Raw genomic sequence first — 13,436 nt, forward strand, 5'->3', positions numbered from 1 at the left:
AATTATCTCAAACTGTCGACAATGCGGTTACGAATTTGAATGCTATTGGGTTCGAGTTGCTGATACAGATAGCTGCGTTCTAAAACCTCTTTGCTAGGGAAAAGCTCCGGATCATTTTGGTACTCTTGTGTTGTTAAGGCTTTTGCTTTTGAGCTTGGAGTTGCAAACCATGAATCCATTGCGTTTTGAGCGGCGATCTCGGGTTGCGACAAGAATGATAGAATCGTTGTTGCTTGTGCAGACAACTCTCCGTTATTAATCGCAGCAATGCACTCTAACCATAACGTTGTGCCTTCTTGAGGCACAGCGTAGGACCAAGAGGCATCAGGCTCCAAATCATTGAGTACATAACTGTCACCAGAATAACCGTAGGCAAGGTCGATGTTAGCAAGACGTTCGGGTTGGCGAATATAGTCGATGACGTATTCGTTGCTTTCTAGGTGTGGCTTTTGAGCTTGCAGGGTTTTATAGGCAACGCGAAGTTCTTGCTCATTATTGGTGAATGGATCAAATTGATTTGCTAACAGTGCAGTACTCACCAAATCCGTAGGTTCGTAATACATACTTATACGGCCACTGCTGTTCGTGTCTGGTTCGAGAATAGCGTTCCAAGAGGTGGGAGTGTTTACTTTGTCACTGCGATATAAGATTCCCGCAGTCCCCCAAGCGTAGGGAATGCCATACTCGCCACATCCATCAACCCACCGTGAATCTATGTTACCAGCAATGGATTGTTGTAACTCACTGAGATTATGAAACAGGTTCTGCTTGGCTAACGCATTGAGCTTTACACTTTCTATAATGACTAGCTCAAATGCGCCACGACGTTCGCTCAATAGCACTTCATCTCTGATCGACTCATCAGAAAAAAACTGTTGTTTCAAAGAAATGCCGTACGTGTCACTTAGTTGGGTCACGACGCTATTGGATAGAAATTCATCCCAATTGTAGAGATAAATATCATTTTGTTGGCTAAACGCTGTGCCAGTTAAAAAGGATGATGACGCAAGAACAGAAACATAAAATGCTTTCACTGACGGATTCCTTTCCTACTTTGCTTAACTAAATCGTAGCCCAAATTTTGCGACATAGCTCAAATTTAGGTCTCTAATTTCAGTTCAACCTAACGCAATGCATCTAGGTGTGAAAATCCTATGACCTAATTGGAACTAAAAGTAAGCTTTGAGCACAAAATCATTATGTTAAATCAAGGGGATATCAACCTTTGACCGACGAACGCCTGAAGAAGTGCACGAATGACTCATCTACTTCCGATTTGGCACGACGAAAACACGGGATTTGTTTGATTATTAGGTTATTAGTAAATATATATTCATCCACTTGAGCATTTTTTCGTTAGTTATGCAATAGTAGGGCATTAATTGAACGACAGGAGGTTGGTTTATGGATGCAGGTTTAGTTGGGATTTTTGTTACCGTGGCGATTGCTCACTTTTTGGCGCTATTGAGCCCCGGACCAGATTTTGTGATTGTGGTAAAGAGTGCTGTTAAAAATAAGGGTAGAAAAGCACTCGGCGTTGCATTCGGTATTGCCAGTGCCAATGCAGTCTATATTGGTTTGTGTCTTATTGGGGTCGGTTCTATTTTGGCAGCTTCGGTTTCAGTGATGATCGCTTTAAAAATTATTGGCGGTTTGTTTCTGGTGTACCTTGCAGTTCAAGCGATAAGAGCGAAAAAATGTAATTACAGTAATATCGATGTTGTCGAAGAAGGTGTCTCCATTCAAACCACTTTTCTTAAAGAATTTGTTACGGGTTTTCTATCTGGAATCCTTAATCCCAAAAACCTATTGTTCTATTTGAGCTTATTCACGGTTGTGTTGAACAATGACATTGGCTTCATGTTTAAGCTAGGCCTAGGTATTTGGATGACGGTGGTTGTCTTTATTTGGGATGCGGCGATCATCTTCCTGTTATCGACGCCTAAAGTGCGTCAAGAGTTTACACGTGTTGCTTACTATATTGATAAAGTGACAGGAGTTATGTTGGGTCTGCTTGGCTTGACCATTGTGAAATCTGCTCTGGTACGTCAGTAGATTCAATAAAGTTACCATTGCTGAGTAACCTCACGTTTGTGGCACGATACAATGCCTATGTGCCGCGAATGTGTGCTTGTTTCCTACCAGGGCTGATACGTTTTATCTCTTATCTGCCCGATGTTAAACCCTCAGCTTAATCCACCAATTCTTTTCATAACTGCTTGTTTATCATTCCTTAGTTCTTAAATAAGTATTAATAATGTTGCTGTTGAACACTTGTAGCACGGGGTGTTTGTGCTTATTGTAGGCTGCAATGTCTATTCGATATCAGCGCTAGGAGCCATTGTGAATTTAGAGATATATCAAGTGGATTCGTTCACAACTCAAGCTTTTAAAGGAAACCCTGCAGGGGTTTGTATTTCACAAGAACCTTTAGAAGAGTCGTTGATGTATTCGATTGCTGAAGAGATGGCAGTATCAGAAACGGCATTCTTAGCCCTCAATACGATGACGTTGAAATGGTTCACACCAGAAGTTGAAGTCAAATTATGCGGTCACGGTACGTTGGCAACAGCGCATGTGATGAAGGAAAGAGGGTTAGTCAATGTGGGTGAGGTTGTGACGTTTGATACGCTTTCAGGGGAGCTATCTGCCACAGTTTGTGACTCCACAATCGAGCTTGACTTCCCAAGTACTGTGCTTGATCTTGGATTGGATACTAATAAAGATTTGCTTGAATATTTAGGGCTGTGTGAAGCCCAAGTCGTGTCATACAGTGAGTTCGATACCAAGCAGTTTATTGAGGTTGTCAGCGAACAAGTTTTATTAGATTTATCACCAAACTTTGATGCTCTAAAGCGTATTAAAGGTCGAGGCGTTGTTGTGACAGCATTGTCGTCGAACTCTGAGCTTGATTTTGTTTCGCGCTATTTTGCGCCGTGGGTGGGTGTTAACGAAGATCCCGTTACGGGTTCAGCGCATTGCGCTCTCACACAATACTGGTCCGAGAAACTAAACAAAGCGCATTTCAATGCTTACCAAGCGTCGCGCCGCGGTGGGTATGTATCGACAGAGCTATTACCGAATGGTCGTATAAAACTGATGGGGTCTGCAACCACCGTAATCAGTGGTACTTTAAAAGTCTAAACTTCAATATCATTCATAAAACAGTAATGTCGTTATTTAGAACGGAAACGTCATAATTTAAATCTGCTAGGTCACTACTTAAGGAATAATCGTGTCAGCTTTTTATCTTTCTCAGGTATTAGTCGCAATTGCTATTTGTTTCGATCTTCTGTCTTTTCAATTTAAAGAGAGGAAGAAAATCGTCACATGCTTGTTTTTTGCAGGCGTTCTTATTTCTAGCCACTTTATTCTTCTTGAACAATGGACAGCGGCGAGCCTAATGACGATCGCCACTATTCGATATTTGACGAGCGTGTTTTCTACGTCACCCAAATTTAAATATTTGTTCAGTTCCATGTCAGTAGTCGCAACGGTTGTGACTTACTCGGGGCTCACTAGCATATTGAGTTGCTTTGCTTCCGTATTTCAAACCTTTGCAGCCTTCAATAAAGATGACCGTCGATTAAGAGAGTTGATGATCATCGGAACTAGCTTTTGGTTGGTTCACAATTACTTAGTTGGTTCTCCAACTGCTGTACTGATGGAAGCGCTATTTATCTGCAGTAACTTGGTTGGCTATTATCGTTTCTATTTCAGAAAAAGTGCTGTGGCTTAGGGCTTATAGCTCAGGAGCTCAGGAAGCTAGGCTTTAGATAAAACGATAAAACGATAAAACGATAAAGCACTGCACCATATTCATCTAACAAGGATTAGGAGAGAGCGATGTCAAATATCTACTCGAATGTGCCTTCGTCAATACCCGACGAAATCTTCAACGACATCATTACTACTGAGAATGTGCGGATTGAAAGAATAATATCTCATGGGCACAGTTCTCCAGAACAAGGTTGGTATGACCAAGATGAAAACGAATGGGTTATGGTGGTAGAGGGGCAAGGTGTTATTGAGTTCGAAGACGGACGTGTCGTTACCTTGTCTAAAGGGGATTACATCAATATTGCCGCGAGAGAGAAGCACAAGGTTATTGGTACGGATAGAGACGTTGTGACTATTTGGCTAGCTGTGTTTTATCGTTAGTATTGCTATCAAGTAGTGAATAGGCAATCAGCAATACATGAAAGGACTGTGTCGTGGTTAGAATTCGAAATTACCAAGTTAGTGATGCCAAAGCATTATGGGAGATCTATTTCCATACCGTCCGAAATATTAATGTTCGTGACTATTCTCAAGAACAAGTTGAGGCTTGGGCTCCAAGTGACTTTGACTCCGAGGTGTGGGAAAAGTGTCTGCATCGTATCCAACCTTTTGTAGCGGAGTTGGATGGCCACATTGTTGGCTATACTGACTTGCAACCGAATGGGTTGATAGATCACTTCTTTTGTCATCATGAATATCGAGGTAAAGGTGTAGGGCGAGCTTTGATGGAGCATGTATTCGAGATTGGTCGATTTCGTGGTGTATCGAGATACTTCTCTGAGGTGAGTATTACCGCTAGGCCTTTCTATGAGCACCTTGGCTTTAAGTTAGTGAATGAACAGGAAGTCGAAATACGTGGCGTTAAGCTGACTAATTACGTGATGGAGAAAACCACTAAGTAGCCATTAACGTTATGTCTAGTGTAGGTAAAATTGGATATGCTCAACGCTTAGCCCAGTAGGTTAAAAAGGGTGTGAACTGTCACACCCTCAAAGAGTTTGGTTTGCCTGAGACTTTCTTTCTATTTGATTATTTCGGGAGCAAGACCGTATCAATTACGTGGATTACACCATTGCTTGCTTCCACATCAGCCGCAATCACTTTCGCATTGTTAATCATAACCGTGCCATCGCTTACGCTTATCATCACGTTTTGACCTTGAATTGTTGTCGCTTTGTCTATTTTCATAACGTCTGCCGCCATCACTTTCCCTGCGACTACATGATAAGTTAGCACGGCGACTAATTTGTCTTTGTTTTCCGGTTTCAAAAGCATATCGACAGTACCATCTGGCAACTTGGCAAATGCTTCATCGGTTGGAGCGAAAACGGTAAAAGGTCCTTCTCCTTTCAAAGTATCTACAAGTCCACCCGCTTTAACAGCAGCAACAAGTGTATTGAAAGAGCCATTTCCTACTGCGACATCGACGATATCTTTTTTCATCTCATGATGATTGGCGTTAGCGAATGCACTAAAAAAAAGTGCAGCGACAAGAAGAGATAGAGACTTACTAATTTTATTAATCATGTTGGAATCCTTTGAGTTTGTCCGTTATTTTCGTCAGGTATTACGAAAGGCTCAAAGCGATGGATCAATTTATACCAATCACAGTAAGTAAGTGATCAAAAATAGCGCAGGAAAAAAGCTTGAGAACAAGGCTGCTCTTTTCAATAAATAGTTTCGATAAGTAGTTATTCTACAATCAAAAAACCTAACGACGTTATCGAGATTTTTAACAAGCTAGGGTGAACAGTTATTTACTACGATTGGTATTATTATACCTTTGAGCTATTTGATTCGAGAGCGAACTTTACTCTATGAACAGGCGAGTGAGGGACTTCAATGGTGCATTTTTAGTATTTGAGTTTGTTATTTATGGGCTGTGGCGACTGTTTTATGGGCTATGACGATTATTCAATTATTTCTGTCACTTACGGTTGTAGCTACTCGTTGCTATCCGTAATATGAAAATTAGCTTAAGGATAGTAATAGACAGTAAGGAATCACTTTGGAAATACAAATTAGACATCTTGAAACCACAGACAACCAAGACATTTTTGATATTTATCGTCATTCATCAGTATCAGAAAATACCTCACAAAAACCTTTCCTTAGCTCTGATCAAGTGGAGCGATTGTTTGGTCATTCAGACCATTTCACTTTAGTCGCAGAAGTGTCAGGTAAAGTCGTTGGGCACATTACCTTATTCATGACGACTAAGGTGAGAGACCGACATAGTGCTGGCTTAGGGATTGCGATTCACCCTGATGCACACGGCAAAGGGGTTGGGAAGGCATTAATGAAAGAAGCGATTAATCAGGCTGATAATTGGCTTAATCTGGTCCGTCTGGAGCTAGAGGTTCATGCCGATAACAACGCTGCCATTGCTTTGTATGAACGAGTAGGTTTTCAGTTAGAAGGCACTAAAAGGCTGAGTACATTCAAAGGCGGGAAATACATTGATATGTTGTTGATGTCGAGGATTAGACCTGATTATCGTTGATTGTTACACCTATAACGTCCTATTTAGATGAAATCAAAGAAGCTGGCAGTGTGCCAGCTTCTTTGGTTTGAACGAGATATTTTATAGACTTGTTCGTAATCGAATCTACTTGTTCACGTAATCTTTGAATTTCTGCTTCGTTTCAGCATCGGCTTTTTCGTACCAAAAATACAACATTTCTTCAGCTGTGTTAGCCGCATTTCCATCAATTTTTGCTGGAAGTGTTACAGGTTGAACAACCGCCGCTGTTGTACCTATAGCTAGTGCAGCAATGCCGCCTTGCTGGTTGTATTCTTTTGCTTCTTGAGGGTATTTACGTCCAATTTGCATACCGTCTTTAACTAGCTTGTCTTGCTTAACGCTGATTTCATTCTGGTTCTCGTCAACAAGGCTCCACTTTAAGTTCTTAAACCCAGATTTTGCTTCTGCTGTGTTGCGGTATTTTGGCAGGTCGAAAGTCAGTGTGGTATCAGTCGCATCGAATGTTGCGATAACAGCGTCGCTGTCTACGAATTCACGATCGTTACCTTTATCAAATGCAAGTTGATATTGGAATACGATTTGGTTTTGGCCATCTGGTAACGTCAGTGTTTTATGAGAAGAGAATAAGCCGCCGTCTAAGTCAGGCTTAGCTTCGTTAACCGCTAGAATATCAACACTGGATGGAACTTGGATTTCAACGTCAGCTAATACTGAAGGTGCAGCAACGATAGCTGAGAGTAGGGCAATGCTTTGGATTGTCTTCATAATCATACAGTTGTTAGGGTGAGTTAAAATACAATCGCACGCATATCTCTGTATTTCAAGTGATGTCCGTGGGATTTGAAAAAATTTGCGTAATCTTAACGTAACGGTCATAAACGAGGCGAGCTACAAGGCTATGCGAGTAAATGTATGCGGATAACCTTGTTCGTCACTCGTTTGTTAAAGGCTTATGTGGGACAGTTTTCATTGTTGATATACTGAAAAGCCGTGATAGCGCTTGAGCTATCACGGCTTGGTTTCACTTTCCTAGGGTTGGTTAAGCTTTAGCTAATTATTTAGCTTGCGCTGCTGCCGCTTCTAGTTGCTTAAGTTTACCTTGAAGCATGTAAGCATTCTGGTTGAAGTTACCAGGGTTCAACACTTGGCTTTGCTGCATAGGGTAGTCAGGTAGCGTGTTCATGAACTCTTGTACTTTGCCGCCTACTGGTACGAACAACCACATGTTGTCTGCCATCCAGCGTAGGTACATGCCCGATTCGTGTGGTGCTTTTTCGAATGGGTCAGCACGTAGATGAACGACTTGAGGCCAGTTTGGTTGGAAGCGAACTGCATCAACAATGTTCCCGTCCATTACTGCGAAAGAAATTTTGAAGTCATTCCAACGTACCGCATTTAGTTCAGCGTTAGCAGAGAAGTAAAGCATGCTATCACGAGGGCCTTGCTCTTCTTTACCTTGGAAGTAAGGTAGGAAGTTGTAACCATCTAGGTGTACACGCCAGTTTTTACCGTTGTAAGTCGCACCTTTATCAGACGCTAGTTTCTCAACCACTTTATCATCACCAGCGGCTGCTAGTAGAGTCGGGATCCAGTCTTGGTGACCCATGATGTCGTTGATCTTAGTTCCCGGCTTGATAGTACCAGGCCAGCGAACTAGCTGAGGAACACGCATACCACCTTCGTAAGTTGTACCTTTCTCACCGTGGAAGTAAGTTGCACCACCATCAGGCCAAGATACTGTCTCTGCACCGTTATCGGTAGAGTAGATTACGATGGTGTTGTCTGCGATTTTAAGCTCATCAAGCTTGTCTAGAAGCACACCAACTTGGTCATCGTGCTCTAACATGCCGTCTGCGTAGATGCTGATACCCGACGCGCCTTGGTATTTTTCTTGTAGACGAGTCCAAACGTGCATGCGAGTCGTGTTGTGCCAGATGAAGAATGGTTTGTCAGCTTTCACTGCTTTTTCCATGAATGCTAATGATTCTTCTAGGAACTCTTCATCCGCGTGCTCCATACGCTTACGCGTCATAGGGCCTGTATCTTCAATCTTACCGTCAGAAGTCGACTTGATTACACCACGAGGGCCAAAGTTCTTACGGAACTCAGGATCTTTAGGGTAGTAGTATGTCTCTGGCTCTTCTTCCGCATTTAGGTGATAAAGGTTACCAAAGAACTGGTCGAAACCGTGGTTCGTTGGAAGATGCTTATCTTGGTCACCCATGTGGTTTTTACCGAACTGAGCTGTCATGTAGCCCTGTTCTTTAAGAAGGTCTGCGATAGTTGGAGCCCAATCAGGGATACCATGGTCAGAGCCCGGCATACCGATAGTCAGTAGACCTGTACGGAAAGGTTCTTGACCGGTTAGGAATGCAGCACGGCCAGCAGTACACGATTGTTGACCGTAGTGGTCAGTAAATAGTGCGCCTTCGTTAGCAATACGGTCGATGTTAGGTGTTTCGTAACCCATCATACCGTTGTTGTATGCACTGATGTTGAATACACCAATGTCATCACCCCAGATAGCAAGAATGTTTGGTTTTTCTGCTGCTGTTGCCGCTGAAGAAGCTGCTAATAAGCCAACACCTAATGCTAGTTTATTAATTTTAGTACCCATAAGGACTCCAATTCACTTTTAAGATTAATGCGTTAGAACAACACATCGATGAGCAAATGTTATTCTCAAAATTCCGTTCCGTCCTTTTATAGTGCTTATAACCAATCGTTATGATGTCTAGTTAACTTATTGATTAATATCAGTTCTAGTGTGTTACCAGAACAACCCCTTAGTTTGTATGTGTGATCCTTATCATGTTTGTTGCCGTAAACCTTATCGATGACTTCTGTATCCATATCTCGATGAAAATGACAAAAATATTAATAGCTTAGGTAATCTCGCGTATGCGCAAAAAATGAACTATACGTTGTAGGGCAGGATGCAAATAACTTACGAAGAGGTTTCTATGACAGCGAAGTATGGCGCTAAACGTCGATTAGCGATTTTGGGTACAGCAATGATGGCCGCGTCTAGCGCCACTTTTGCAGCAGAAAAGCCAAATATATTGGTCATTTGGGGGGACGACATTGGTCAATCCAATGTGAGTGCGTACACATTTGGCTTAATGGGTTACCGCACTCCAAATATTGATAGCATCGCCAAAGAAGGCATGATGTTTACCGATTATTATGCGGAGCAGTCTTGTACCGCAGGTCGCTCAACGTTCATCACGGGTCAAAGTGTATTACGAACGGGTTTAAGTAAAGTAGGCCTTCCAGGAGCAGACATTGGTTTGCAAGCGGAGGATGCAACGATTGCAGAAATGCTTAAACCTATGGGGTACATGACAGGTCAATTTGGTAAAAACCACCTTGGCGATAAAGATGAATTCCTTCCAACAGCACACGGGTTTGACGAATTTTTTGGCAACCTTTACCACCTGAATGCTGAAGAAGAACCGGAGAATGAAGATTACCCAACTGACCCAGAGTTCCGTAAGAAATTTGGCCCTCGTGGTGTGATCAAATCATTCGCTGATGGCAAGATTGAAGATACAGGCCCACTAACGCGTAAGCGTATGGAAACGGTCGATGAAGAAACACTAGACGCGGCACTTGATTTCATGGATCGCGCAGTGAAAGCGGACAAACCATTCTTCGTTTGGTGGAACGCAACAAGAATGCACTTTAGAACGCACGTGCAGCCAGATAGCAAAGGTGTAACCGGCATCAGTAATTACGCTGATGGTATGGTTGAGCACGATCGACACGTTGGACAACTATTGAAGCAAGTGGATGAGTTGGGCATCAAAGACAACACCATCGTTTTCTACTCAACGGATAACGGTCCACACATGAACTCTTGGCCTGATGCCGGTACAACGCCGTTCCGTGGTGAGAAAAACACCAACTGGGAAGGCGCATACCGTGTACCAGCAATGGTTCGTTGGCCAGGAAAGATTGAACCGGGCAGTGTTTCAAATGAAATCATGCACCACATGGACTGGATGCCAACCTTCGTTGCAGCTGCTGGTGATGATCAGATCAAAGAGAAACTACTGAAAGGTCATACTGCGGGTGATAAAACGTTTAAAGTGCACCTAGATGGTTACAACTTCCTTCCTTACCTAACCGGAGAAGAAGAGAAAGGCCGTCGTTCGGAGATATTCTACTTTACCGATGACGGTGACCTTGCGGCACTTCGTTACAACCAATGGAAAGCGGTGTTCATGGAGCAGCGTGCGACGGGTACCATGCAAATTTGGGCAGAACCGTTTGTAACGTTACGTCTTCCTAAGCTGTTTAACCTCCGAATGGACCCATACGAAAACGCAGATATCACATCGAATACTTACTATGACTGGTTGTTAGACCATGCTTATATGTTTGTTCCTGCTCAAGCGTATGTTGGCAAGTTCTTAGAAACCTTTGCTGAATACCCGCCACGCCAAAAAGCAGCGAGCTTTAGCTTGGATCAGGTTATGGAGAAACTTCAAGAGAACCATAATAAGTAAGCTTTGGTTTATTGAAACTGATAGTTTGATGAAACTGCTAACACGAAAGAGCTCTTCGGAGCTCTTTTTTTTATGCGCATATCGATGAGTAAATACCAGTCGTGAATATGAGTCACAACAATCAAGCTCACTGCCACTAAATAATTGTAAATTCATTGTTTTTACGTCTACCTTATTAAGCATAAGGATGTATAAAAACAAGGAATGTTATGTCTGCATGGTTGTGCTCACTAGTGAACGGATTGAAACACCAGCGAGTTGCAGTATTATCCGCAATGTTGTCTTTACCTATGTTGTCGACACTCAGTGTCAATGTGTATGCTAATGAACAAGCTCCAGCGACTGAAGCTACGCTTATTGGTTCAGGAACTTTAGATGCCAGCTCTCCCAAGGCTACGTATGTCGGTTCTGAAGCATGCGTTGACTGTCACAGCGAAGAAGTGGAAGCGTGGCAAGGCTCTCATCATGACATGGCGATGAAACACGCTACAGATGAATCTGTATTAGGCGATTTCAACGATCAAACGGTCACTCATGGCGGTAAACCCAACCGATTTTTTCGCAAGGGTGAAGAGTTCTGGGTCAATATCGAAGGCCCAGACGGGCAATTCAAAGATTACAAAATCAGCTATACCTTTGCCTTTGAACCATTACAACAGTACATGGTTGAGTTTGAAGACGGTCGAGTACAGTTGATTCCTTTCGCTTGGGACTCTCGCACTGAGGGCGAAGGCGGTCAACGCTGGTTTAACCTCTACCCGGATACCACCAACACTGATGAATTCTACTGGACCAACAGCGGTCAAAACTGGAACTTCATGTGTGCCGATTGCCACTCAACGAATCTAGAGAAAAACTACGACAGCGCGAGTAATACCTATAACACAACTTGGTCTGAGATTAATGTCGGTTGTGAAGCCTGTCATGGCCCTGCAAGCGAGCACGTTAAACAAGCCCAGCTAGCAAATTACAAGTCAGTAAAAGCCAACGGCGAAAAGGATGTTCAAGCCTCCGCGCATTATGGCTTTGATCGCGACTTGTCGAAATCGGTGAAAGAATGGATCTACCAAGAGGGCAACTCAACCCTACAACCAAAAGACATCATCCATACCAATCAGGTTCAAACCTGTGCGCAATGCCACAGCAGACGTACTCAGTTAAATGAAACTGGAGATCACGTTAACGGGTCTTTCTTTGATGAGTATCGTCTAAGTTTGATTACTCCTGAGCTTTACCATAACGATGGTCAAATCTACGATGAAGATTACGTTTACGGATCTTTCCTTCAATCAGTGATGGCTGAAAAAGGCGTCACATGTACTAACTGCCACGATCCCCATACCGCAGAATTAAAAATTGCAGAGGAAGCTGTATGTAGCCAATGTCACATTGCTTCTGAATACACGCCTGAAAAGCACACCTTCCACGAGGCGAATACCGAAGCTTCACAATGTACGACTTGTCACATGCCTGAGACGACTTACATGGAGGTCGACCCAAGACGTGACCATAGTTGGCATATCCCGCGTCCTGATATTAGCCAACATATTAAAACGCCGAACGTGTGTACTAGCTGTCATGAAGATCAAACCGACCAGTGGGCAGATAAGCAAATCGGTGAGTGGTTCCCAGATTCTAAGTATCGTAATCAGCAGCACTTTGCCGTTGCCTTTTATGCTGACTCAATAGGGCACAGAGGGGCAGAGGATGCGTTGGCATACTCGGCTCAGGACTCTAGCTTAAGCAATATCATTCGTGCATCGAGCTTAGAACGTTTGGGCGGCAATACGGGTAAGAATACGCTTATCTCGCTAGCAAGAGCGGTGAAACATGATGATGAAATGATCCGTTTGGGCGTTGTGCAAGGCTCGTCTGGTTTCCCATTCACTGACCGTTGGCAGATTTTAGAACCGCTACTGAAAGACCCTGTATTGTCGATTCGTTCAGAAACCGCAGGTGCATTAGTGCGTTACTGGGGAGAAATGAATCCTCTGCAGAAAGACCAAATCAAGCCTGCATTGGAAGAGTACATTGAGATACAGCAATTTAATTCCGATAGAGGATTTGGACGTACTAACCTAGGCAACGTTTACCGCGATCTAGGCCAATATCAAAAAGCGATTGAGTTTTATCAAGGTGCTATCGAAATCGAGCCTTATTTCGAAAACAGCTACGCCAACTTAGCGGATTTGTATCGAGCGCAAGGTAACGAAGCAAAAGCGCTGTCGACATTGAAGCAAGGTATTGAAGCTCAGCCGAGATCGAGTGTATTGCCATACAGCACAGGCTTATCTCTGCTTCGTGTGAAAGATTACGAACAAGCAACGGAGTACCTTAAGCAAGCTGCTGAAACTGCACAAACCGACCCACAATATTGGTATGTGTACGGATTGGCTTTGGAGAAATCGGATGTACTTGCGGCAAGTCAATCACTGCACAAGGCTTACCAATTTAGCCGCAACCCACAGCACTTGTATGCCCAGTGTGAAGTGTTGGCGCGAAACAGCCATATACCGGGCGTACCAAAGGCGTTTGAGCAATGTATTTCATCACTGAGCAAAGTGGCACCGCCGGAGGCCATTAACCAATTGAAAGCTAAGTTTAAATAAAGCGATGAGGTGAGCTTGGCTATGGTGCTTGCTGCTTATTCCGCTTGTAAC

12 protein-coding genes are annotated in these 13,436 nt (G+C 43.2%); 8 read left to right on the plus strand and 4 right to left on the minus strand.

Annotation, left to right across the window (positions count from 1 at the left end):
• Positions 1-2 precede the first annotated feature (2 nt).
• Positions 3-1,034: a PotD/PotF family extracellular solute-binding protein gene (locus AB4180_RS13565; RefSeq protein WP_017099357.1), complete on the minus strand. Its 1,032-nt coding sequence runs from the start codon at positions 1,032-1,034 to the stop codon at positions 3-5.
• Between the two features lie 370 nt (positions 1,035-1,404).
• On the opposite strand from AB4180_RS13565, the gene AB4180_RS13570 reads away from it, so the two are divergent.
• The 5 genes from AB4180_RS13570 (at position 1,405) to AB4180_RS13590 (ending at position 4,682) form a co-directional block, all read left to right on the plus strand.
• On the plus strand, positions 1,405-2,055 hold the full coding sequence (locus AB4180_RS13570) for a LysE family translocator (protein ID WP_017102592.1): 651 nt from the start codon (positions 1,405-1,407) through the stop codon (positions 2,053-2,055).
• 288 nt (positions 2,056-2,343) lie between these two features.
• A complete protein-coding gene (locus AB4180_RS13575) occupies positions 2,344-3,144 on the plus strand; it encodes a PhzF family phenazine biosynthesis protein (protein WP_029222846.1) in 801 nt (266 codons plus the stop codon).
• A gap of 91 nt (positions 3,145-3,235) precedes the next feature.
• Positions 3,236-3,739, plus strand: a complete 504-nt coding sequence (locus tag AB4180_RS13580) for a YgjV family protein (protein ID WP_017099360.1) — start codon at positions 3,236-3,238, stop codon at positions 3,737-3,739.
• 107 nt (positions 3,740-3,846) lie between these two features.
• A complete protein-coding gene (locus tag AB4180_RS13585) occupies positions 3,847-4,161 on the plus strand; it encodes a cupin domain-containing protein (protein ID WP_017102594.1) in 315 nt (104 codons plus the stop codon).
• A 53-nt stretch (positions 4,162-4,214) separates the two neighbouring features.
• Positions 4,215-4,682 carry a GNAT family N-acetyltransferase gene (locus AB4180_RS13590; RefSeq protein ID WP_017102595.1) on the plus strand — a complete coding sequence of 156 codons (468 nt, stop codon included), beginning with the start codon at positions 4,215-4,217 and terminating at the stop codon, positions 4,680-4,682.
• A gap of 127 nt (positions 4,683-4,809) precedes the next feature.
• Here the strand turns inward: AB4180_RS13590 and AB4180_RS13595 are convergent, their stop codons facing one another.
• Positions 4,810-5,307: a fasciclin domain-containing protein gene (locus AB4180_RS13595; RefSeq protein ID WP_017102596.1), complete on the minus strand. Its 498-nt coding sequence runs from the start codon at positions 5,305-5,307 to the stop codon at positions 4,810-4,812.
• 481 nt (positions 5,308-5,788) lie between these two features.
• On the opposite strand from AB4180_RS13595, the gene AB4180_RS13600 reads away from it, so the two are divergent.
• Positions 5,789-6,283: a GNAT family N-acetyltransferase gene (locus AB4180_RS13600; protein WP_009844954.1), complete on the plus strand. Its 495-nt coding sequence runs from the start codon at positions 5,789-5,791 to the stop codon at positions 6,281-6,283.
• 105 nt (positions 6,284-6,388) lie between these two features.
• On the opposite strand, the gene AB4180_RS13605 is transcribed toward AB4180_RS13600, so the two are convergent.
• Positions 6,389-7,036: a DUF2057 family protein gene (locus AB4180_RS13605; RefSeq protein ID WP_102249217.1), complete on the minus strand. Its 648-nt coding sequence runs from the start codon at positions 7,034-7,036 to the stop codon at positions 6,389-6,391.
• Positions 7,037-7,319: 283 nt separating this feature from the next.
• Positions 7,320-8,882, minus strand: coding sequence for an arylsulfatase (locus AB4180_RS13610; RefSeq protein ID WP_050633498.1), 1,563 nt, complete (start codon positions 8,880-8,882; stop codon positions 7,320-7,322).
• Between the two features lie 346 nt (positions 8,883-9,228).
• On the opposite strand from AB4180_RS13610, the gene AB4180_RS13615 reads away from it, so the two are divergent.
• Together AB4180_RS13615 and AB4180_RS13620 are read left to right on the plus strand one after the other, a co-directional pair.
• A complete protein-coding gene (locus tag AB4180_RS13615; protein WP_029222847.1) occupies positions 9,229-10,776 on the plus strand; it encodes an arylsulfatase in 1,548 nt (515 codons plus the stop codon).
• Positions 10,777-10,985: 209 nt separating this feature from the next.
• Entirely contained in the window at positions 10,986-13,385 is a 2,400-nt protein-coding gene (locus AB4180_RS13620) for a tetratricopeptide repeat protein (protein WP_102249218.1), read from the plus strand.
• The last annotated feature ends 51 nt before the right edge of the window (positions 13,386-13,436 follow it).

The organism is Vibrio sp. 10N.286.49.C3, assembly GCF_041469545.1.
In the GTDB taxonomy this organism is placed as follows: domain Bacteria; phylum Pseudomonadota; class Gammaproteobacteria; order Enterobacterales; family Vibrionaceae; genus Vibrio; species Vibrio tasmaniensis_A.